Source organism: Microbacterium oryzae, assembly GCF_009735645.1.
Lineage (GTDB): Bacteria > Actinomycetota > Actinomycetes > Actinomycetales > Microbacteriaceae > Microbacterium > Microbacterium oryzae.
Genome location: NZ_CP032550.1, coordinates 1836173 through 1858035 on the forward strand (window position 1 = coordinate 1836173; position 21863 = coordinate 1858035).

At 67.6% G+C, this 21863-nt stretch carries 16 protein-coding genes; 7 read left to right on the forward strand and 9 right to left on the reverse strand.

The genetic code is table 11. The annotated features are described in order from the left end of the window. Positions 1 to 80 precede the first annotated feature (80 nt). Positions 81 to 1034 carry an L-lactate dehydrogenase gene (locus tag D7D94_RS08580; RefSeq protein ID WP_156242217.1) on the forward strand — a complete coding sequence of 318 codons (954 nt, stop codon included), beginning with the start codon at positions 81 to 83 and terminating at the stop codon, positions 1032 to 1034. Positions 1035 to 1073: 39 nt separating this feature from the next. Continuing rightward, positions 1074 to 2432 carry a DNA repair protein RadA gene (radA, locus tag D7D94_RS08585; protein ID WP_156242218.1) on the forward strand — a complete coding sequence of 453 codons (1359 nt, stop codon included), beginning with the start codon at positions 1074 to 1076 and terminating at the stop codon, positions 2430 to 2432. Between the two features lie 55 nt (positions 2433 to 2487). On the opposite strand, the gene D7D94_RS08590 is transcribed toward radA, so the two are convergent. The 5 genes from D7D94_RS08590 to D7D94_RS08610 all read right to left on the reverse strand — a co-directional run bounded on the left by D7D94_RS08590 (position 2488) and on the right by D7D94_RS08610 (position 8426). Next, entirely contained in the window at positions 2488 to 2901 is a 414-nt protein-coding gene (locus tag D7D94_RS08590; RefSeq protein WP_156242219.1) for a dehydrogenase, read from the reverse strand. A gap of 256 nt (positions 2902 to 3157) precedes the next feature. Then, on the reverse strand, positions 3158 to 3802 hold the full coding sequence (locus D7D94_RS08595) for a hypothetical protein (RefSeq protein WP_246171741.1): 645 nt from the start codon (positions 3800 to 3802) through the stop codon (positions 3158 to 3160). A 12-nt stretch (positions 3803 to 3814) separates the two neighbouring features. Then, a complete protein-coding gene (locus tag D7D94_RS08600) occupies positions 3815 to 4318 on the reverse strand; it encodes an amino-acid N-acetyltransferase (protein ID WP_156242220.1) in 504 nt (167 codons plus the stop codon). Between the two features lie 118 nt (positions 4319 to 4436). Beyond that, positions 4437 to 6962: an ATP-dependent Clp protease ATP-binding subunit gene (locus D7D94_RS08605; RefSeq protein WP_156242221.1), complete on the reverse strand. Its 2526-nt coding sequence runs from the start codon at positions 6960 to 6962 to the stop codon at positions 4437 to 4439. A gap of 117 nt (positions 6963 to 7079) precedes the next feature. Further along, complete coding sequence (locus D7D94_RS08610; protein ID WP_156242222.1) at positions 7080 to 8426, reverse strand: HNH endonuclease signature motif containing protein; 1347 nt, start codon at positions 8424 to 8426, stop codon at positions 7080 to 7082. 153 nt (positions 8427 to 8579) lie between these two features. On the opposite strand from D7D94_RS08610, the gene D7D94_RS08615 reads away from it, so the two are divergent. Genes D7D94_RS08615 through D7D94_RS08630 form a run of 4 tightly spaced genes read left to right on the forward strand, consistent with a single transcriptional unit; the run spans position 8580 to position 10676 of the window. Beyond that, the gene (locus D7D94_RS08615; protein WP_156242223.1) at positions 8580 to 9206 is read left to right on the forward strand and encodes a DUF2975 domain-containing protein; all 627 of its coding nucleotides are present in this window, start codon (positions 8580 to 8582) and stop codon (positions 9204 to 9206) included. Then, positions 9206 to 9823: a hypothetical protein gene (locus tag D7D94_RS08620; protein WP_156242224.1), complete on the forward strand. Its 618-nt coding sequence runs from the start codon at positions 9206 to 9208 to the stop codon at positions 9821 to 9823. Before D7D94_RS08615 ends, D7D94_RS08620 begins: the two co-directional genes overlap by 1 nt. Beyond that, positions 9823 to 10446 carry a hypothetical protein gene (locus D7D94_RS08625; protein ID WP_156242225.1) on the forward strand — a complete coding sequence of 208 codons (624 nt, stop codon included), beginning with the start codon at positions 9823 to 9825 and terminating at the stop codon, positions 10444 to 10446. The genes D7D94_RS08620 and D7D94_RS08625 overlap by 1 nt, the downstream gene beginning before the upstream one ends. Next, the gene (locus D7D94_RS08630) at positions 10443 to 10676 is read left to right on the forward strand and encodes a helix-turn-helix domain-containing protein (RefSeq protein WP_156242226.1); all 234 of its coding nucleotides are present in this window, start codon (positions 10443 to 10445) and stop codon (positions 10674 to 10676) included. Before D7D94_RS08625 ends, D7D94_RS08630 begins: the two co-directional genes overlap by 4 nt. 175 nt (positions 10677 to 10851) lie before the next feature. Here the strand turns inward: D7D94_RS08630 and D7D94_RS08635 are convergent, their stop codons facing one another. From D7D94_RS08635 to D7D94_RS08645, 3 genes are read right to left on the reverse strand one after another with little or no spacing between them, the layout of a single operon-like run. Then, positions 10852 to 13638, reverse strand: coding sequence for an ATP-dependent helicase (locus D7D94_RS08635; protein ID WP_156242227.1), 2787 nt, complete (start codon positions 13636 to 13638; stop codon positions 10852 to 10854). After that, positions 13635 to 16241: a DEAD/DEAH box helicase gene (locus D7D94_RS08640; RefSeq protein WP_156242228.1), complete on the reverse strand. Its 2607-nt coding sequence runs from the start codon at positions 16239 to 16241 to the stop codon at positions 13635 to 13637. Before D7D94_RS08640 ends, D7D94_RS08635 begins: the two co-directional genes overlap by 4 nt. After that, positions 16238 to 18379, reverse strand: a complete 2142-nt coding sequence (locus D7D94_RS08645) for a DNA methyltransferase (RefSeq protein ID WP_156242229.1) — start codon at positions 18377 to 18379, stop codon at positions 16238 to 16240. Before D7D94_RS08645 ends, D7D94_RS08640 begins: the two co-directional genes overlap by 4 nt. A gap of 76 nt (positions 18380 to 18455) precedes the next feature. Between D7D94_RS08645 and D7D94_RS08650 the strand changes: the two genes are divergently transcribed. Beyond that, on the forward strand, positions 18456 to 18731 hold the full coding sequence (locus D7D94_RS08650) for a helix-turn-helix domain-containing protein (protein ID WP_156242230.1): 276 nt from the start codon (positions 18456 to 18458) through the stop codon (positions 18729 to 18731). 98 nt (positions 18732 to 18829) lie between these two features. Here the strand turns inward: D7D94_RS08650 and D7D94_RS08655 are convergent, their stop codons facing one another. Further along, on the reverse strand, positions 18830 to 21862 hold the full coding sequence (locus tag D7D94_RS08655) for a glycosyl hydrolase (protein WP_156242231.1): 3033 nt from the start codon (positions 21860 to 21862) through the stop codon (positions 18830 to 18832). Position 21863 lies beyond the last annotated feature (1 nt).

Consider the following 21863-nt stretch of genomic DNA (forward strand, 5'->3'; position numbering starts at 1 on the left):
GCGGGCGCTCGCGGCGCTTGCGCGCTTCATGCAACGTAAAGAGACTGGGCGGACATCGGCCGTCCGGCGAGAGGGGTTCCATGTCCGCGATCGAGAACGCGAAGGTCGCCGTCATCGGCGCGGGGGCGGTGGGAGCGAGCACGGCGTACGCGCTCCTCATCCGCGGCGCTGCGCGGCAGGTCGCCCTCTACGACGTGAACACCGCCAAGGTCGACGCCGAGGTGCTCGACCTCGCGCACGGCGCCCTGTTCACCGGCGCCAGCACGATCGCGGGCGGCAGCGACATCTCGGTCGTCGCCGGCGCGCAGGTCGTCGTCATCACGGCGGGAGCCGCCCAGCGGCCCGGACAGACGCGGCTCGACCTCATCGGGACGAACGCGCGGATCCTCGAGACGCTGCTGCCGCAGCTGCTCGAGGTCGCGCCCGATGCGGTCTACATCGTCGTCTCCAACCCGTGCGATGTGCTGACCTCTCTGGCGGTCGCGCAGACCGGGCTGCCGCCGCAGCGCCTCTTCGCGTCGGGCACCGTGCTCGACACGTCGCGCCTGCGCTGGCGGCTGTCGCAGCGGACGGGCGTCACGCCGAGCTCGGTGCACGCGCACATCGTGGGCGAGCACGGGGACTCGGAGTTCCCGCTGTGGTCGAGCGCCCGCATCGGGCCGGTCCCGATCCTCGACTGGCAGCCGGAGGACGGCGGCCGGCTCACGCTCGACGAGCTGGAGGACATCGCCTCCGACGTGCGGAACGCCGCGTACACCGTGATCCAGGGCAAGGGCGCGACGAACTACGCGATCGGGCTGTCAGCGACGCGCATCGTCGAGGCGGTCCTGCGCGACGAGCACGCCATCCTGCCGGTCTCGACCGTGCTGTCCGACTTCCACGGGATGGACGGAGTCGCCCTCTCGGTGCCGTCGGTCGTCTCGGCGAGCGGAGCCACCGCCATCCGCGAGACGTCGTTCGACGAGCGCGAGCTCGCGTCGCTGCGGGCGTCGGCCGCCGCGCTCGCCGACATCGAGGAGCAGCTGCGCGGCTGACCCGAGGGCGATGTCGGAGCCCCCGCCTACGCTGGAACCATGGCCACCAAACGCGCTCCCGCTCCGGCGTACGTCTGCTCCGAATGCGGATGGACGTCGCCCAAGTGGGTGGGGCGCTGCGGCGAGTGCCAGCAGTGGAACACGGTCGTCGAGGCGGCCGCTCCTGCGGGCGGCGCGCGCCGGGTCGCGCCGCTGATCCCCACCGCGTCCGCGCGCCCGATCACCTCGATCGACACGGCCGAGACGCCGCGTCGCGCGAGCGGCGTGGGCGAGTTCGACCGCGTGCTGGGCGGCGGCATCGTGCCGGGGGCGGCCATCCTGCTCTCCGGCGAGCCGGGCGTCGGCAAGTCCACGCTCCTGCTCGAGGTGGCCGCGCGGTCCGCGCGCGAGGGACGGCGCGTGCTCTACGTGAGCGCCGAGGAGTCGCCGGGGCAGGTGCGCCTGCGGGCGGAGCGGACCGGGGCGCTGCACGACGAGCTGTTCCTCGCCGCCGAGACCGACCTCGCCCGCATCCTCGGGCACATCGACGAGGTGCAGCCGGCGCTCGTCATCGTCGACTCGGTGCAGACGATCTCGTCCTCCCTGTCGGATGGCGCGGCCGGCATGCCGGGGCAGGTGCGGGAGGTGGCTTCCACGCTCATCCGCATCGCGAAAGAGCGCGATCTGCCGGTCATCCTCGTCGGGCACGTCACGAAAGACGGGCAGGTCGCCGGTCCGCGGCTGCTCGAGCACCTCGTCGACGTCGTATGCCACTTCGAGGGCGACCGGCAGACGAGCCTGCGGTTCATCCGCGCGCTGAAGAACCGCTTCGGGGCGGCCGACGAGGTGGGCTGCTTCGAGATGGCCGGCGATGGCATCGTCGAGGTGCCCGACCCGAGTGCGCTCTTCCTCTCGCACGGCAGCCCCGAGCCCGGCACGTGCATCTCCATCGCGCTCGAGGGGCGCCGCGCACTGCCCGTCGAGGTGCAGGCGCTGACCGTGCCGACGCAGGCGAACAACCCGCGTCGGGTGGTGCACGGGGTGGATCCGTCGCGGGTGGCGATGGTGCTGGCGGTGCTCGAGCGCCGGGCCGGCATCAAGACGAGCGACCTCGACGTGTACGTGTCCACCGTCGGCGGCGTGCGGTTCACGGAGCCTGCATCCGACCTGGCGATCGCGATCGCCGTGGCGGGCGCCGTGCGGAACCACGCCATCGCGCGCAACGTCGCGGCGGTCGGGGAGCTCAGCCTCTCCGGCGACGTGCGTCCGGTGACGCAGGGGGCGCAGCGCCGCGCGGAGGCCGCGCGGCTCGGCTACACGCGCGTGGTCGACGACCGGTCGGGCAAGCTCTCCTCGGCGCTCAACGACATCCGCGCCCTGCACCTGGTGCCGCAGCACACGGGGTACGCGGACTTCTGAGCGACCGAAGACCCGCCGCGGTCAGCGCGCGCCGCTCAGGCGTCGAGCGTGCCGCTCAGGCGTCGAGCGCAGCCAGCAGGTCGGCGGGCGACGCCTGCATCGGGTGCGGGCCGGCGATGTCGAGGAACACGGTCGTGATCGCGGTGCGGTGCTGCGTGAGAAACGCGCGCAGCCAGGCGGGCGAGTACACCCCGACCTGCGGCGGCAGGTTGCCGGGCTTGTGGCGGGCGTCGCTGAAGAGCAGCAGCGCGACCTGTCCGGTGCTCGGGTCGCGGTAGGTCCACACCTCGCCGCCGTCGAGCGGGTCGTCCTTCGGGCCCGGGGACAGCAGCGGCACGACGGTGTTGCCGTTGCGGAGGGCCAGGGCGACCGCCGCCATGTCCTGCTTCTCGAGCGCCCGGGCGAGGGCTTCGGAGCGGAATGCCGAGGGATCCGCGGCGACGGACTTCTTTCGCTTCGCAGAGGCCATGCGTCCAGCCTACGGACCGGCCGATCCGCGAGCGCCCCGCGGGGGAAATGAGGGACCCCCCGCCTCTGGTGATCCGAGAGGTGCGAGGGGTCCGAGTCCCTCCGATGCAGCCGCCGTGCTGGGGACACGATATGCGACGAGCCGCTGGGGACGGCTCTGGGTGCATTGGAGTTGATAAGACTCTACGTCACGCGTCCCATAGCGTCTGTCCCCTCTTCGGGGGACACGATCTTCGGGCGTGTCGGGTATTTCTTCGTCAGTTGAGGACGAACTGCGTGGTCTCGGCGGCTTTCACGCCGCCGATCTCGACCTGGAGGTGGTACGAGGCGCCGGATGCGGGAGCCGCCGGGCGGCTGTCGCTGTCGCAGGTGTCGACGCTGGAGCGCGTGCGGTCCCACACGACGGGCTCCGCGCTGGTGACGGTCTGCCCCGCGTCGAGCGTGACCTCCATGTCGCTCGGCTCGCTCTGGCAGTCGGTCGACGTCCACCACGTGTCGGCGCCGCTTATGACGGTGAAGCGCTGCGTGGTGGTGCCGACGTTCAGCAGGCATTCCGTGTCGCCGCTGTTGGTGAGCTCGATCGAGAAGCGCGGGTCCTGATCGGCCGCGTACTCGCTCTGGTCCGCGATCCCGGTGACCTCGAGGTCCTTCGGGTCGCAGGGTTGCGGCGTGGGTGCGCCGGTGGGCGTGGGCTCAGCGGATGGCGCGGGCTCGGTCGCCGCCGGAGCCGTCGTCGCGGAGGTGCCCGGGTTCTCCGTGGCGGGCGTGGACTCGCTCGCGCCGCGCCAGGGCTGCGCAACGGCGAGCCAGACGAGGCCGCCGACGATGAGGAGGGCGAGCAGGAGCACCATGAGGCGCCGACGTCGGTAGACGGCGGGACTGGGGCGGCGTCGCTGACTCACGCGGGCATCCTCTCAGAGGTGCTTGAGCATTCGGGTATTGCCGAGCGTGTTGGGCTTCACGTGCGCGAGATCCAGGAACTCGGCGATGCCCTCGTCGCGGCTGCGGACGAGCTGCGAGTACACGTCGGGCGAGACGACCTGCTCGCCGATGGGCTCGAAGCCGCGGCGGCGGAAGAAGTCGACCTCGAAGGTGAGGCAGAACAGGCGCGACAGGCCGAGCTCGCGCGCGTTCTGCTCGAGCCCTTCGACTATGGCGCGGCCGACGCCGTGGTGGATCCACTCGTCGGCGACGAGGAGGGTGCGGACCTCGCCCAGGTCCTCCCACATCACGTGGAGGGCGCCGCAGCCGATGACCTGACCCGCGCCATCCACCGCGACGAGGAACTCGGGCGTCGCCTCGTAGAGCACGACGAGATCCTTGCCGAGGAGAATGCGCCGTTCGACCAGCGGCTGGAGCATCCGGTGCACCCGCTCCATGTCGGCTGCTCGGGCCGGGCGCAGGGTGAACTCCGTCATGCTCCCAGCCTAGGACGGGGCACCTCCGCCTCTCCTGGACGCGGGCGACCGACCGAGCGAGCGGGCACGCGAAAGGGGCGGAGCCCGAAGGCCCCGCCCCTTGCCGATTCGACGGGTGTCAGTCGCCCAGCGCCGCCAGGTCCGGCGTCGCGGACAGGTCGCCGCCGGTGTTCACGCCGACCGAGACCTTCTCGCCACGCGGTGCGCTGTCGAACGTGAACTTGCCGTCGACGAGGTCCACCTTGATGTGGTGCCCCGCCTCGAGCTGGCCGTTCAGCAGCTGCTCCGACAGCCGGTCCTCGACCTCGCGCTGCATGGCGCGGCGGAGCGGACGGGCGCCGAGTGCGGGGTCGAACCCGACCTCGATGAGACGCTCCTTGGCCGCCTGCGACAGCTCGATCGTCATGTCGCGGTCGAGGAGGCGCTCGGCGAGGCGCTTCGTGAACAGGTCCACGATCTGCACGAGCTCGCTCTTCGACAGCTGCGGGAACACGATGATGTCGTCCACGCGGTTGAGGAACTCGGGCTTGAAGTGGCGCTTCAGCTCCTCGTCGACCTTGCCCTTCATCCGCTCGTAGGTCGTCTGCGTGTTGCCCTCGACCTGGAAGCCGACGGGGCCACCCGCGATCGCCGACGAACCGAGGTTCGTCGTCATGATGATCACCGTGTTCTTGAAGTCGACGACGCGACCCTGGCCATCCGTCAGCCGTCCCTCTTCCAGGATCTGGAGGAGCGAGTTGAAGATGTCGGGGTGCGCCTTCTCGATCTCGTCGAATAGCACGACGGAGAACGGCTTGCGGCGCACCTTCTCGGTGAGCTGGCCGCCCTCTTCGAAGCCGACGAACCCGGGAGGGGCGCCGAAGAGGCGCGAGACCGTGTGCTTCTCGCCGAACTCCGACATGTCGAGCGAGATGAGCGCGGCCTCGTCGTCGAAGAGGAACTCCGCGAGCGCCTTGGCGAGCTCGGTCTTGCCGACGCCGGTGGGGCCGGCGAAGATGAACGACCCCGAGGGGCGCTTCGGGTCCTTGAGGCCGGCGCGCTGACGACGGATGGTCTTCGACAACGCGGCGATCGCCTCCTCCTGGCCGATGACGCGCTGGTGCAGCGCCTTCTCCATGAAGACGAGGCGGCTGGTCTCCTCCTCGGTGAGCTTGAACACCGGGATGCCCGTCGCCTGCGCGAGGACCTCGGCGATCAGGCCCTCGTCGACGACCGCGTGGGTCGCGACGTCGCCCGAGCGCCACTGCTTCTCGAGGCGCAGACGCTCGCCGAGGAGCGCCTTCTCCTCGTCGCGCAGCGACGCGGCCTTCTCGAAGTCCTGCTCCTCGGAAGCGGCTTCCTTGGACTCGCGGACCTTGGCGATCTTCTCGTCGAACTCGCGCAGCTGCGGCGGCGACGACAGGATCGACAGACGCAGGCGGGCGCCGGCCTCGTCGATCAGGTCGATGGCCTTGTCCGGCAGGAAGCGGTCGCTCACGTAGCGGTCGGCGAGGTTCGCGGCCGCGACGATCGCGCCATCCGTGATCTGCACCTTGTGGTGCGCCTCGTAGCGGTCGCGCAGACCCTTGAGGATGTTGATCGCGTGGGGCAGCGAGGGCTCCGCGACCTGGATGGGCTGGAAGCGGCGCTCGAGGGCCGCGTCCTTCTCGAAGTGCTTGCGGTACTCGTCGAGCGTGGTGGCGCCGATGGTCTGCAGCTCGCCGCGCGCGAGGAGCGGCTTGAGGATCGAGGCCGCATCGATCGCGCCTTCGGCGGCACCGGCACCCACGAGGGTGTGGATCTCGTCGATGAAGACGATGATGTCGCCGCGGGTGCGGATCTCCTTGGTGACCTTCTTCAGGCGCTCCTCGAAGTCGCCGCGGTAGCGGGACCCGGCGATGAGCGAGCCGAGGTCGAGCGAGTAGAGCTGCTTGTCCTTCAGCGTCTCGGGCACATCGCCCTTGACGATCGCCTGAGCGAGGCCCTCGACGACGGCGGTCTTGCCGACGCCGGGCTCGCCGATGAGGACGGGGTTGTTCTTGGAGCGGCGCGAGAGGATCTGCATCACGCGCTCGATCTCCTTCTCGCGCCCGATGACGGGGTCGAGCTTGTTCTCGCGCGCGGCCTGCGTGAGGTTGCGACCGAACTGGTCGAGAACCTGCGAACCGCCCTGGGCGCCCTGTGTGGACTCCTGGCCGGTCGTCGCGACGCCCACGGGCTCCTTGCCCTGGTAGCCGGAGAGCAGCTGGATGACCTGCTGACGCACCTTGTTGAGGTCGGCGCCCAGCTTCACGAGCACCTGGGCGGCGACGCCCTCGCCCTCGCGGATCAGGCCGAGCAGGATGTGCTCGGTGCCGATGTAGTTGTGGCCGAGCTGCAGCGCCTCGCGCAGGGAAAGCTCGAGCACCTTCTTGGCGCGCGGCGTGAACGGGATGTGCCCCGTCGGCTGCTGCTGGCCCTGGCCGATGATGTCCTGAACCTGCTCGCGCACAGCATCGAGCGAGATCCCGAGCGATTCGAGCGCCTTTGCAGCGACGCCCTCACCCTCGTGGATGAGTCCGAGCAGGATGTGCTCGGTCCCGATGTAGTTGTGGTTGAGCATCTTCGCCTCTTCTTGGGCGAGGACGACCACCCGACGGGCACGGTCGGTGAATCTCTCGAACATGTCACTCCTCTGGGCCGAAGGCCGAGGACGCGTCGACAAAGGACGGTCGGCGCGCCGTGGTTCCACCGTAACCAGGGATGCCCCGCCCGGTGCTCGTGTTCGCCCTGGGCATAGCGCTCAGAACGGCGGCTTCTGATCGACGATGCGCTTGCGACGCTGCGGCAGCGGAACCTCTCGATACCTCCGGCCGGCCGGGCTGGTCCACTCGATCACTCCGGGCGACACCTGTCTCGGATGCCAGGCGGTCTGGTGCCGCAGCATGTGGTGCGGTCGACAGAGGGCCGCCAGATTCGAGGCTCTCGTCGGGCCGCCCCGGGCGTACTCGATCGTGTGGTCCTTCTCGCAGTGCTGCGCGGGCTGATCGCACGACGGGAAGCGGCACACCTCGTCGCGCACGTCGATCATGCGACGGATGGCCGCGGTCGGCTCGTAGTGATCGACGGTCAGGAGCGCCGCGGTGTCGGGGTTCTGGAACACCCGCTCCCATCCCGGCGCCTGCTTCGCGAAGCGCCGGGCGATGCCGGGGTCGAGTGGACCGTAGCCGTGCAGGAAGGCCGGCTCGTCGTCGAGTCCGGCGAGCGTGGTGACCGGGATCGTGATGGCGATCATGCCCCGGATCTCGGCGAGGAGGTTCGGCGTCCCCTCCCGCTCCACGACGTGGACGGTGGGAGCGGCCGTGAGCAGCTCGTCGGCGAGGATGTCCGCTCGGATCTGGTCCCGGGTCCGCTCATCCAGCTGCGGAGGCACGCCATCCGCCTCGGCTCGCACGCGCTCGGCGTGGTTCTGCCGGCGGATCTTCTTCTCGAACGCCTTCGCCTGCGCATCGGCCCGGTCCTTGATCGCGCGGATGACCTCGGCACTGTGCCGGATGACGAGCTCGCCGTTGCCGTCGGGCAGATCGCGCGCCCACACGCCGTGCTGTCGCCGCGCGACGTGCTGCCGGGCCTCGCGCGTCAGGACACCCAGTCGCTCCGCCAGCTGCTTCGCGAAGATCCGCAGCTGATGCTGCGTGGCATCCTCGGCGAACGCGATGGTCAGGGTCGTGTACTCCGGCAGCGCCTGCTCGTCGACGAACCCGGCGTACTCCTGGATGATCTCGGCGTGCTTGCGCGTGATCCGCCCCTCGGTGAGCGCCTCTCGCACCGCAGGCAGCCGTTTTATGAGCACCTCGGCATCGGCCATCCGCCGCTCGATCGCCGCCGAGGGCTCGTGCAGCGCCGCGCCGATCTCGGCGGCGATCGCGCGATAGGGGAAGGCGTACTCCGAGCTCGACCCCGAGCGCCCCATCTGATCTCGCGCGATCCCCGCGGCGATGGCGAGCGCCTGAGCTTCCGCGCCCGCGATGGAGGCCATCACGCGCCGGTAGTGGAGGAGCGACTCGACGACGTTGCCGAGCACGCGCGTCTCCTCCGGAGTGGCCTCGTACGTGAGGCGTTCTTTGAATCGTGGCCTTCGTTGGCTCATGCCCTCATCATCCCGCGGACCACCGACATTCGAACGGGAGATCGAGGCGTCCTCGATCCCCAGAAGTAACGAAATGATAACGAACGCATTGTGGGGCTTCGCGTCTTATCGATATTCGTTGTTATCGTTCTTCGTGAAGAAAGGAGGGCTTCCATGGCACCCTCTCCCGGCCATCCAGTCTCTCGCGGCGATGCGGTCGCTCTCGGCGTCATCGCCACGGGGGCGGTCTCCGTCGCTGTCGGCGCGGTCGTCGCCATCGTCGGCGGCGCGCTCTCCGTCTTCGCCGACGAACCGCAGGTGCGCCTGCCGCTGCAGCGGGCCGACATCCCGCAGCTCGACGGCGTCGCCGGCATCGTCGACGCCCGCGGTGCGGCAGCGGATGTCGTGCTCGCCGCTCCGCCCGCCGGCGCCCGCTGGCTGCTGCTCCTCGAGGGCGCCCTGCCCGCGCTCGCGACGATCGGAGTCTGCGTCGTCGCCTACGTGCTCGCGCTGGCGCTCATGCGCGGGCGTCCCTTCCGCCGTATGATCTCGACCGCTCTCGGCGCCATCGCGGGCCTCGTCCTCGTCGGCGGGATCGCGTCCCAAGCGTGCGGCGCGTTCGGTCGAGCCCTCGTCGTCGAGGATCTCGCCGCGCGCACTCCCGAGCTCATGGACATCCTCTGGCCCTTCCTGCTGGATCTGGATCTCGCGCCGATCGGATGGGGCTTCATCCTCGCGCTGGTCGCCGCCGCTTTCGCGATCGGCTCCCGCATCCAGCGCGACACGGAAGGGCTGGTGTGATGACCCTCTCGACCACCCGCGAGCGCTCCGAACAGGGCGACGCCATCACCGTCATCCTCTGCGGCGCGGCCGCCGTCATCGTCGTGCTGATCGCGAACGTGCTGGACTTCCTCGACACCTTCCGTCCCGATGGCGTCGCTGCACGCGTTCCGCTCGAGAGCGGCTCGGGCGAGGGCGTGCTCGAGAACACGTCGGCACGCGTCTCGGGCTCGCTCTCCGAGCTCACGGTGGTCGTGACCGACCTCAACGCGGTCTCGACGTTCTGCCTGGGCGCGGCGATCGTCGTCGCCGCGCTCGCCCAACTCGTCGTGATCGCCGCCGTGATGCACCTCGCCTGGAGCTTCCTGCGCGGCCGCTTCTTCGTCCGCGCCACCGCGCGCGACTTCGGCATCATCAGCTGGGCGATGTTCCTCGGCGCACTCGGAGTGCTGCTGCTTCAGCACATGGGAACGAACGGTGTCCTCGCGGCGCTCGGGACGGATGGCCGGGAGCCGGTTCATCCCATCGCCTTCTGGTCGTTCGCTCCGTACTGGTTCGCGGCGACGGCGGTCGGCCTGCTGTCCGTCGCCTTCCGTCGGGGCGCCCAGCTGCAGCGCGACACGGAAGGACTGGTGTGATGACGAGCAGCACCCGCACCGACCCCGCGCTGTTCCCGCAACGTGAACGCTGGGGCTTCCTCGGCATCGTCCTCCTCTGCGTGATCGCAGGATGCGCGATCGTGTTCGAGGGCGTCTCGCGCCTCACGGCGATCATCCCCAACACAGCGGTTCCCGTCGCGGTGCGGATCGTCGGCGAGGATGTCGCTCTGCCTGCCGGGCCGGAGGGCGCCGACGTCGTGGCCCATCTGGACCGCGCGATCATCCCGATGAGTGACCTCGCGCCACTGCCCTATGCCGCTTTCATCACGAGCGTCGTCGTGCACGTGCTGTGCCTGCTCGTCGTTCTCGTGTGCGTCGGGCTGTTCGCGCTCAACCTGTCGCGAGGTACCGCCTTCAACCGTCACAACACGAAGCTGCTGACCACGACCGGTGTCCTGGTCGGCGTCGGGTACGCGCTGCCACTGCTCCTCGATCGGTTCGCGACACTCCGAGCGCTCGACGCGTTGGGCGAGGGCAGGTTCCAGACTGCGGCGGAGGAGTTCGATGTCCTGCCACTCGTTGTGATCTTCGGGATCGGAGCGATCGCGAGCGCCTTCGCTCTCGGCGAGCGGCTGCAGCGCGACACGGACGGACTGGTGTGACGCCGGCGACCGAAGACGAGTGGACCGGTGTCCACTGCCGTCTCGACGAGCTGCTCGCCGAGCGCGGCATGACCCTCACCCGGCTCAGCGAGATCGTCGGCGTGAGCATCGTCAATCTGTCGGTGCTCAAGAACGATCGAGCCCGGGCCATCCGCTTCTCGACCCTGATCGCCGTATGCCAGGCGCTCGACTGCGAGATCGGCGATCTGCTGGTGCGCGCGGACCGGTGAGATCAGGAGTCGCCGGTGAGATCCGCGAGGATCTCCTCCACCTTGAAGTCGGTGGAGACCTCGCCGATCCGGTCGAACTCGCACAAGTCCATAGGGGCACGCTGCACCGAGCCCCTGCGCTTCCCAGCGCTCAACGCGCCTTGCGCCAGTGCGCACGATCTCGCCGTAGCGAACGTCATTCTCGTCCGCCTCTGGTCAACCAAGCGAGGTCGTCGAACGACGCCTCGGCCGCGTGGTCATGAGTGCAGGCGAACCGATTCGCACGGATGTCATCGGCGACAGCCGCCACCTTGCTCCTGATCTCGGACATCAACGAGGAGTTGACGGGGTCATTGGTGCTCTTGCCCTGCTCGTCCAGGTTCAGAATCTGGATTCGGTCCGCTGATGCTCCGGTGAGCTCCTCATATCCGAGCGCATAGATGGAGAGCTGATCGCGTGTCACGTCTTCCTCCTGCGACCGTGCGGTCGACTTGAAGTCGACGATGGCCGTCTCGTCCGTTTCCAGCGACTTGATGAGATCGATCCGGCCAATCACGGATACACCTGGAGCGATCGCCACCTCGATCTGCTTCTCCGAGTGGATGGTGCGGGTCAAGTCGTCGCCATGACGGTCGAAGTAGCGGTGAATCGCGTCGACAGCCGCACCGCGCAGCTGTTGCCGCAGGGCCGGGTAGGCGTACGGCGTATGAAGGTGCCGCTCGACCAGCTCTTCGGCCTCCGCGCGGGACGGCACATCGCCAGCCAGGGCTCGCTTGTGCATCTCGGCGAGCACGTCGTGCAGCCCCTTCCCGTAGCCGAGGGCCTCATCGATGGGCGGATTGAATCCGTACATGAAACGGAGCTTGAACTGGTACGGGCAGTCGAAGAGGTACTTGAGCTCAGAGAACGAGATGGCGATGTTGGGCGTCTCGAGCTTCGGCGTCGGCGTCAGGCGCGCGGCGTCGGTGAGTCCTTCGTCGGTGGTCGACACCCAGGCTGACGACGTGCAGTGGAGATAGAACTGGGATGCCTTCCCCTGCCCTTTCTTCTCCCCGGGTGCGTAGCTCGCATAGAGGAACTTCTGCGCGCGGGTGACGGCGACATAGAAGAGCCGGGTTTCATCAGACAAGCCGCCCTTGTACCTCGCTCCGTTCTTGACAGCCTCCGGCGCGATGAGATGCGGTATGGCTTGCGTTCCACCCACGCCCCGCATCGGGAAGCGTCCCTGCCGCAGGAACGGAAGGAATACCGCGGGCCACTGGAGCCCCTTCGCCCGGTGAACCGTCGAGATGACGACGGCGTCCGGGCGCACGTAGCCGGCATCCTCGTCGGATTCCTCATAAACCATCGGCGCCTGATACGTGAGGAACCCCACGAAGGACTCGTACTTGCGCTTCGGCTCGGAAGAGAAGTGAATCGTCTCGAAGTCTGAGATGACCTGCGAGAACTTGCCGAGCAGGTACATGACGAGCTCCCTGCGACGGACGTCGCCAGGAATCGTCTCTTCATGCAGGTCGAGTGCTTCGAGCGCCTTCAGGTAGAGGCGCTGAATGTTGTACGTACCCCACCTGTCGCTCTTCTCGAAGTCCGCTCCCTCATCGAGCACGCGCAGCAAGTCGTCCCAGCGGGCAGGGTCGGAGACGAGATCTGCCCCTTCCCACAGGGCGCGCAATTCGGCCTTGGAGGTCTCGCCCATCATGGAGCGGAAGAGCGCCGCGCATGCCTGGATCTCCGCAGCGTCGAAGAGGCGCGCGAGGCCCTTGATGATGAACGGGATGTTCCGGCGCTTCAGCTCAGCCACGAGCGGGTCCGCGTCCTTGACTGAGCGATAGAGCACGGCGCAGTCCGACCAGGAAAGGCCACGGGGCGCTGCCCCCGGCTTGTCCGTGAAGGGCACGCCCTGGAGGTCCTCGATCCGCTGGGCAATCCACTCGGCTTCCTCGCCCGCATCCGCGAACTGGAGCGCGAGCATGTCGCCGCGTTCCCACTCCTGATGCGACGCCTGCACCATCCTCTTCTGGAGTCGCTCGCTGGAGTCCAGCCGCTCAGCCACCGTGCGACCGAGCTCGACGACGCCCTTCGTAGACCGGAAGTTCTCACCCAGCTCGATACGGCGAACGTCGAAGTGGCGGTCCGCGAACGAGATGATGTTGTTCACTTCCGACCCGCGCCACTGATAGATCGTCTGGTCGTCGTCGCCGACCACGCAGAGGTTCGCTCCGAAGTGCACGAGGGCGGCGACCAGGCGCTCCTGAATCGGATTCACGTCCTGGTACTCGTCCACGATCACGTATCGGACTTCGTCGCGCACGTGATCGCGGAGTGCACGCTCCGAAGTGCCGAGATCGTCGCTTGTCTCGACCTTCGTCAAGAACTCGACGGCCTCCACCATCATCGACGTGTAGTCGAAGTACCGTCGCTGCTTCAGAAGCGACCGGTAGGAAGCAAGGCTCGACGCGACCGACTCCCGAACGAGCTCGTGGTCGACCTCGTCCTCCTGCAGGATGGCCAGCGCGGTCTTGTACGTGCGTGTGTCCAGGAAGCGCTTAAGCGGCGTTTCCACGCCCTGCACGAGCTTGGTGCAGGTCGTCAGTCCCGAATTCTTGCTCTCTCGATCGATAAGCAGCTGTTGAGTCACGTCAGTGAGGACGCCGTACTTGAAGGTGTCCGGCACGTAGGTCTGAAGCAGATCGAGGCAGAACCCGTGCATAGTGCCGATATACATCTCGGCCAACCCGACGACTTCGCCGATCTCCTCGTGCACGACAGAATGCACGCGCTCTTTGAGTTCAGCTGCGGCCTTCTCGGTGAATGTGAACGCGATGACGTTGGCCGGTCGAACGCCTGGTTGCGCAAGGATCTTCGCGATGCGCTGCGCGAGCACCTGCGTCTTGCCCGATCCGGCACAGGCGATCAGCTGCAGCGTGCTTTCGACGTCATCGATCGCTGCCTGCTGTGATGGAGTGAACGTCATCGTGCTCATGCGTACTTTCCTCCCGCTGAGCCGAACAGCTTGCCGGCATCACCGTCCGCGTGAAGCACCTCGTCCCGCACGGCGGGGTCGAGCATGTCGAGTACTCGGAGTTCCCCCGATGATCCGCTCGTGCCGAGCGAATCGATGCGGTGGAAAGCGTCGCCGTGCCGCTCAGCGAACTTGGCTAGCCCCTGCAGCTTGATGAGCGAGTCCTCGAGGTGCGTGCCGTGAGGATCGACGATGGACGGCCGGATCACGCCGTTCACCAGGGTGAAGATCAGGAAGTCGGGATGCAGCGTGCGCCAGTTGCCCTGAAGATCGCGGTACGCGATGCCCATGGCGTCGGGGCGCGTGACGGACGGGTTGCGGTACCAGCCCACGCAGTCCGTTCGAGACGCCTCCGTGCGCGCGACCTCCCGCTCCCACCCGTTGAGCGTCGTGAGCGGGAAGCGACCTTCCTCGTCCGCCATGAGGTGCTTGTCGAGCGTCTCCGCTGCCTGCGCCTGCCCCTCCACCATCTCGGCGAAGTCCTCCATTCGCGTCCTGGGCCGGATCAGCTGGCTCACCTGGGGCTCCACGGCCTGCGCTCGGATCTCATCGTACGTCTCCCGGCGTTCGTCCGCGAGTCCCCGGATGGCAACACGATGATCGTCAAACCATTCGGCGACGATCTCCTTCGCTGCCTCGTCGATCTTGTCGCGCACGTTCGGAACGGTAGCGAGTGCGGCAGCCTTCACATACGCGGCCCGCAGAGCCTCGTCGCTGTCGTCTTCCTCGGGGTCGGCGAGAAAGTCGATGTACGACTGTGCGATGTCAGCCCCGAACGCTCTCTTCGCAGCTTCGAACGCCACACGGATCGCGCGCTCGTCCGCCTGCTCAACGAAATCGGTGTAGGAGAGCTTCGTGGTGCCGAACCTGCCGGCGATCGTCATGCCGCGCACCGTGCGAACCTCGATCTCCGCGGTCCGGAGCTGCCCGTCGTACCGGGCGGCCAACGACTCGAGCGTGTTGTGCATCGTTCGTTGCACGGACGCTACAGCGCGATCCTGCAACCCGTCGGCTGCGAGCGCCTGCGCAAGACTCACCAGCTGCTTGACTGGCCGCGCTCCGCGACGCGGAAGCGCAATGGTCGGCAGCTGATCCCAGCATTCCCAGACGCTCTCAGGGATGCCCGGATTGGCAATCAGCTCACGACCGTCGACGAGCACCTTCTGGCCGGTAGACGGCATCGCGTCCGTGAGGCCGGTGAGGTACTTCGCGACGTTGCCGGCGGTCGTGCGGTCGAAGTGCGGCAGGATGCAGTCCACCGCGTTGAGCCGGTCGTCGCCCGGAATCCTCCGTGCGAGCGGCGTGCGGACCATGCGGCCGAGAAGCTGCGTGATGTGCGTGTGGTCCTTCGCCGGTCGGAAGGAGACAAGTACCTCTGCACGCGGACAGTCCCAGCCGGTCGAGATGCCGTCCTTCGCGATCAGGACCCGGACGTCGGTCTCATCCTGAACGCGCTGCGGCTCGATCCACTCGACCTCCCATGAACCGAAGGTGTGGATCTTGTGCTCGCCGAGGACATGGCGGACGTTCGCCGACGTCACGTCGGGAAGCTCCGTCTGAATGGTGTCGAGCCAGAGTCCGACGTCGTCGGGGTCCTCCGTGTTGGGAATCTGCAGCACCATCAGCGGTACGACCTTCTCGGCGGATGTCTCGCCGGGCAGGTTTCTCTGCTCGACCAGATACTTGTTCCAGCGCCGGGCGGACTCCTTCAGCTTGCGCGCCGCCCGCGTCGTCAGAGCGGTTTCGAGGTTCCCAGACTCGGCGGGAATGTCGAGCGCGATGGTGTCTTTGATGAGGCCGGACTGCTGAACGCGCACCGGATCGACCGCCACCGCAGGCAGCGTGGTGCGGCCGTCTCCGACCGCGGCTTCCTTCATGGCGTCGGTGAAGCGATCGATTGTGGCGGAAATGCCCCAGACGACGGGCATCGCGCTTCCCGTCATCTCTCCGTTGATGAGTCGCCGGACGATCGTCGACTTGTCTCGCGACGTGCGCGCTGTGAACCCGCGGTGCGCTTCGTCCAACACCAGGTAGACGGTGAGCCCTTCGTCGTCGATCGTGTTACCCAGGGTCTCCCAGATGTTCCACGCGAGGTCGTCGGGAGCGGGCACGAGCACATCGTCCGCCGCCTCCGCTTCCACGGCACGGTCAGCTCCGCGCGTCAGCAGGGACGTCTTCGAGAGTCGTTGCGTGTTGAGGAAGTACACGTGCTGGCTCTCGAGCGCGGGCAACGAGAACGGCGGCTTGATGGTGACCAGCCGGTCGTACGTGAGCTTCTCGGATGCCTGCACCAGGCGTCGCTTGGTCTGTTCGTTGAGGTTCGGATCATCGGAGAACCAGAGCACGACCGCGCCCGGATCCGGCTCGAACTCGAGCTCGGAGTCACCGTAGAAGAGCGCCTCGATGGCAGCGGCAGCCATGACGGTCTTACCGGCGCCCGTTGTCGCGGTGAGGGCAAACGACGTCTCCATCGCATCTCGGTGATAGAGCGTCCGCGCGCGTCGCAAATTGTCGAGTGTCTGCGTCACCGCGTCGCGCTGGTAGTCCTTCAGCGTGAATCTCACCGGGCACCCCGCATCGCGTCGATCTCGAAGTTGCGCAGGTACGCGTCGTAGAGCCGGACGGGCTCGACCTCTTCGGGAAGCGCGTGCGCGATCGCCTCGAAGAACCGGTCCTCGTCGGTCACGATGAACGCGAGACGAGCGTCCGGATTGGCCGCCATCGCGCTGACGAATTCGTCGGACTTGTCGATGTCGTCGAGCACTCCGTACGCCTCGGCGACGTCCCACCCATCCGGCAACACCTCGATCCTGCGGCCCCGCGAACCGGCCCGGACCCACAGCAGTGGCGCGATCCGTGCGAACTCGCGGTGCGACTGCACGCGCATCGGCGTCTCGTAGGTGAGGGTGAAGAACTCGACGTTCTCCTCGAGTCCATCCGCCATCGGAAACTCATCGTTGAATTTGTAGTCGCCCTTGATCGGCTCGCCGTGAGGCGTTTTGCCTGTGATCGCCGCTGCGACGCGCGGTTTGGTGATGTAGTCGCAGATCCCCCATCGTTCCCACTCTGGATCACCGCGGCGGAGCCCTTGAGCTCTGAGCTTCTGCTGTTCGTCAGCGCCGACTTCGTTATTCGTGACACTGATTGACACCCGGTGTCCGGAGTCTCGCTTGTTGAGGCGCATCACTGCGTGGGCCGTGCTTCCTGACCCTGAAAAGAAATCGAGCACCACGGCCGTCGGCTTCGCCGCAATGAAGAGGCGGAGAGCGTCCTCGACCGCATATAAGGACTTCGCGTAAGGAAAACGGCGGTCCGGAAGAATACGACGCAGAAGGCCGGTGCCATTCTCCTGGGCATTATGAGCCGGAAGGTCCCACTGCGTGTGTGGCATTGCGGACTTCTCCTCCACGTACTCTGCGCGCACGGAGCCGTCGGGCGCGCGCCCGGTCACCCTGGCTTTTCCTGAAGCAATGTCCTCGATCACGCCGCCGAGGATGTACTGAATTAGGTACTTCTGAGGTTTGTCAAGCGTCGCTTTTCCTGCGCGGACAAAACCCTGCTGCCAACGCGCGTCGAACGCAGTGTCCGTTAAGCTCCAATTCATTTCTGTACCGTCGTCCCGAGCCGGAAATACAGCGACGGTCCCCGCGGGAGGCTCGTACTGAGCAACGTCAAAATTAAGCGGCAGCGGATCACCTCGTCCCACAATATGCCCCGTCACGGGGTCGACGTGGATCGCGAAAAACTGATTAGGCCCGCAAGCACCGGGTCCCTTGTTGCCACGGCGTCCAGCGAGGCTGCGACGTCGCATCGTTTCCCAAGCGACCGCTTCTCCCCTGGAATCAGTTCTCCCTGGCGCGTGCAAGCGCGTGTGAGGAGCCCAGACGAAGAAAATGAACTCGTTGCTTCGCGAGAACTCGTTAGCTCTCACGACTCCTCGCGGGTTGATCACCGAAGAGACCATCTGAATCTTGCACGTCGGAAAAAGTTGCTCCAGCAACAGCCCCAGCCGCAGGTACTCCTTCTCATCGATCGTGACGATGAGCACGGAGTCGTCGGGGTTCAACAGCTCCTTCGCCAGCAGCAAACGTCGCTCCATGAACGCCAGCCACTTCGAATGGCGGTACATGTCGTCGCCCTCGACGTAGTCGTTGTTGTACTTCCAATCCCGAGCGCCCGAGTTGTATGGCGGATCGATGTAGATCGCGTCTACCGAGCCCCGGTGCGTGAACAGAAGCGCCTGCAAAGCGTGGTAATTCTCGGCGTTGATGACTGCGTGGAACGGCTTGTCGCCGCCGCGCTCCACCTTCCCTGTCGACACGAGTCCGGGATAGATCGGCTCGCGGAACTCGGTGACGACCACGACGTCCTCGACTGCGGAGCTTGCTCGCTCACCCTCGTCAGTCCTGGCGACCGACTCGAGGTGCGCCACGCGCGCGTCACCCGTTCCTTCGAAGGACCGCACGCGCCACAGCTTGTCGTCGGATGCCTTCGGCGTCTCTCCTCGCGGTGGCAGGATCCGCACGACATCGCCGACGCGAACGCGGCGGCCAGGTAGCTCAACGGCTTCCGGCGTGTGGCGCTCGAAGTTGAGACCGAACGCTCTGCGTTGCGAGAGCACCTCGAGCTCGCGAGCGATCTCGTTTCCCAGCGATGGGTTGGAGGTGCGCAGCTGCTTGATCAGTTCATGAATTCGAGCCACATTCCGACTCTAAAGGTACTTGTACCCGGTCTTTATCACCCTGGCACTCGGCACCGGTGGCGATGACGCTTGTCTGGTGCCTCGCGTCCCCTCTGCTGCCGTCGCGTACGTCGGCGAGCGCATCGCGGACTACCGTCGGCGGCAGACGATGACGCAGGATCAGCTCGCCGAACGCAGCGAGATCGACTCGTCGAACATCCGCAGCTACGAGAGCGGCCGGTCGATGATGAACATCCACTCGCTCGTCCGCATCTCGGCCGCTCTCGGGGTCGAGCCCGGCGACCTCCTCGACGGCCTCACACCGGAGATGTTCGCGGTCTCGAGCACCGACGGCCGCCGCAAGGCCGGCTAGCGAAACGCTCAGCAGCGCGCCCGCCCTCGCCCCGAAACGCCGCTGCGCGGCACCGGATCCACCGGTGCCGCGCAGCGCTCCCTCGTCGCGACCGCGTCCTACGCGACGCGCCCCTTGCCGAACGGGGTGATCGTGACGGGGCCCATGAGCCCGTACTCCTGCTTGCCCATCTGCCCGTACACGGCCGGATTCACCGTGCGCATGCGGTTGTTGAGCGGGGTCGCCACCTCGACGCGGATGGTGTTGCGCCCCACCTGCACGTAGTCGCTGACGTCGATCTTCGTGTCGAGGAAGTCGCGCTCCGCGACCACCTGGTCGTTGATCCACACCGTGAAGGTGTCGCGCACGGTTCCGAGCGACAGCATCGCGCCGGGCTTGCCGGGGTTCCATCCGTGGTCGAGCGTGAACTCCGCGCGGTAGTCGCCGATGCCCGACGCGTCGGTGATCTCGGGGATCTGCGACCACGGCACGAGCGAGTCGAGCGAGAGACGGTGCTCGATCTTCGCCGTCTCGACGCCTTCGCCGGACGGCTTCCAGTCGCTCACGACGACGTCCCACCGGCCGATCTCCACGGGCTTCGGGAGCTCGTGGATCTGCACCTTGCGGATGCGACCGCCGGCGAGCGGCACCTCGACCATGCCGGTCTTCGTGCTGTGGACGATCAGCTCGCCCTTCGGTCCGACCTCCGCGCCCTCGACGTCGGTGCTGGCGATCCACGTCTTGGGCGCGGGCGCGCCTGCCCATCCCTCCGGGCCGAACGCCACGACCATCGACTGACCGGGGACCAGGCGCACGCGCACGGTGGCGCGGTCGCCGTTCTGCTCGTATGCGGCGAGGCGCGCGACGGAGCCCGACCACGCGTCGAGCAGGTACGGCACGTGCCGCGGGTTCGTCACCATGAGCTCGACCGTCTGGTCGATCTCGACGAGCTTGTCCTTCGCGAAGTTGTGCTTCACGTTCGCGAGGTAGTAGTAGTCGATGTCGCCGTCGACCCGGTGCATGTGCTTGAGATGCGAGGTCGTATACGTCACGCGCGGGCGCACGCCGAGCGCCTCCAGCGCGACCGGCACGTCGGCGTCGCCCGCGGCCATCCGCGTCGTCGGCAGCGCCTTGATCTCCGCGACGATGCGCGCGACCTCGGCGTTCGTCTGCGCATCGCGCAGACCCGTCGACTCCGGCTTGTCCCAGTTGCCGTAGAAGACGATCGGGAACCCGGCGCCCGCCAGCTCGCGCAGGCGCTTGGCCGCACGCAGCGACATGGTCGGCTCGTTGCCGCGGAAGCGATCGGGATCGATCACGAACGCGCGGTAGGCGCCGCCCTCGGGCGCGAAGACGCCGTCGACGAGCTCCGAGCGCTCCTGGAAGAGCCCCGCTTCATTGAGGAAGCCGTGCGTCCATCCGGTGGGGATGCCCGACGCCGTCGCCCAGGGAGCGCCGATGCCGGTCTGCGCCCAGCCCTTCTGGCGGTAGAACGCGATGTCGTACTGCGGCACGCCCTGACGGAGCACCCACTGCGTGCGGGAGAGGTAGTCCGCCGCCGAGTGCAGGTGGTTCCAGACGGGCATCCGCGGGCCCCACGACTCGGAGTAGCCGACCGACTTGCCGCCGCCGTACGGCGTGAACGCGGCGAAGCCCGGCCATCCCGCCCCCGGCGCGATCTTGTACGAGAACCCGTGCAGCACGGTCTGGTTCACGCCGCCGACGAACGTCTCGCCGAGCGTGTTCAGCACCTCGTTCCACGTCACCGCGTACGCCTTGCCGAGGTACGCCGCAGCCTCGCACGAGAGGATCGTGCGGCCGCCGATGTCTCGACCGCTCGCCAGCACGCGGTAGTCGTCGAGGTTCTTCGCGCCGAGCGACTCGGTCTCGGGGATGTCGACGATGCTCGCCTGCTGCAGCGAGTCCTGCTCGAGCCCGTACGCCTGCACCCGGTACTGCAGGCCGAATCCGTGCGCCCAGTCCCGGAGCGGGATGAGGTGATACTCCGAGTACAGGTCGCTCAGCACCTGGTTGTAGTCGTCGCGCACGCGCATCGCGTTGACGTCGGCGAACTGGTAGACGTACTTCTCCTTCACCTCGACGATGCCGGCGAGGTAGGGCTCGAGGTCGTAGCCGATGCGCGTGCGGAACTCCGTGGCCGCCTCGCGCGCCCAGATCGTCGAGTGCGTCTCGACCTCGAGGGAGTCCTCGAAGAAGGTGCCGCCGGTCTTCGCCAGCAGCTCCCGCACGCGCGGGGTGAGGGTGGTCGACTCCCAGTACCGCTCGATGGCGTCGGCTCCCGAGAGGCTGAAGTGATCCACGACATACGACTCGGGGCTCGTGTGGGGTCCGGCCTCGGGCTTCTGGCCGGTGCCGCGCTGCCAGAACGCGAGGATCGTCCACTCCTCGCCCGCCGCGCCGGCGGGAGCGGTCCAGTCGAGTCGCTCGCCCTGCACCCGGTCGGTGAGGTCGACGAGCGACGAGTGCTGCAGCATGATGCCGTTGCGCGCGGGGCGCGAGAGGATGCGGAACGCCTGCACGCGCACGAGCGTGCGCCCTTCGACCCCCGCCGAGGGAGCGACGCCGGGCTCGGGCAGCGCGCCGGAGAAACGCTGGCCCGCGACGAGGTCGACCGAGCCGTGCGCGAGCTCGACGAGCGCCGACGGGTCCTGCGGCGTGATGCCGGGGATGGCCGCGGGCCAGGAGGGGCCGAGCGTCATGTCGATCTCGACGCCATGCTTCTCACCGGCCTCGAGTGCCGTCTCCACGGCCGCGACCCAGTGGGGGCTTCCCCAGCCGTGGTTCTCCACGTCGAGGAGGGCGCCGTCGACGCTGTGGTGCACGTTGGCGATCTCGAGGCCGCGGAAGCCGTTGTCGGCGGCCTGCTTCACCTCGGCCGCGATCTCGGCGAGCTCGACCTCGCCGTTGGGCCACCACCAGCGGAAGCGCGGAGCGGTGGCGGCCTCCGGGGTGCTGAAGCCGGCGAGCTCCGCCGCAGCGCCGGATCCCGGCTTCGCGAACACCGAGCGGGCGGCGGCCGACGCCGCAGCGGGGTGCTGCGCGACGAGCAGCGAGCCGGCGATCCCGGCGGCCGACAGGGCAAGCAGCTGCCGGCGGGTGAGGCCCGAAGTGGGCGAGGACGACGGTGTCATA

Bases quoted from the DNA above. Each gene is read 5' to 3' on its own strand.
- D7D94_RS08590 (WP_156242219.1), bottom strand. From the start codon at position 2,901: ATGGCCTCTGCGAAGCGAAAGAAGTCCGTCGCCGCGGATCCCTCGGCA.
- D7D94_RS08610 (WP_156242222.1), bottom strand. From the start codon at position 8,426: ATGAGCCAACGAAGGCCACGATTCAAAGAACGCCTCACGTACGAGGCC.
- radA (WP_156242218.1), top strand. From the start codon at position 1,074: ATGGCCACCAAACGCGCTCCCGCTCCGGCGTACGTCTGCTCCGAATGC.
- D7D94_RS08600 (WP_156242220.1), bottom strand. From the start codon at position 4,318: ATGACGGAGTTCACCCTGCGCCCGGCCCGAGCAGCCGACATGGAGCGG.
- D7D94_RS08605 (WP_156242221.1), bottom strand. From the start codon at position 6,962: ATGTTCGAGAGATTCACCGACCGTGCCCGTCGGGTGGTCGTCCTCGCC.
- D7D94_RS08620 (WP_156242224.1), top strand. From the start codon at position 9,206: ATGACCCTCTCGACCACCCGCGAGCGCTCCGAACAGGGCGACGCCATC.
- D7D94_RS08635 (WP_156242227.1), bottom strand. From the start codon at position 13,638: ATGAGCACGATGACGTTCACTCCATCACAGCAGGCAGCGATCGATGAC.
- D7D94_RS08655 (WP_156242231.1), bottom strand. From the start codon at position 21,862: ATGACACCGTCGTCCTCGCCCACTTCGGGCCTCACCCGCCGGCAGCTG.
- D7D94_RS08625 (WP_156242225.1), top strand. From the start codon at position 9,823: ATGACGAGCAGCACCCGCACCGACCCCGCGCTGTTCCCGCAACGTGAA.
- D7D94_RS08580 (WP_156242217.1), top strand. From the start codon at position 81: ATGTCCGCGATCGAGAACGCGAAGGTCGCCGTCATCGGCGCGGGGGCG.
- D7D94_RS08615 (WP_156242223.1), top strand. From the start codon at position 8,580: ATGGCACCCTCTCCCGGCCATCCAGTCTCTCGCGGCGATGCGGTCGCT.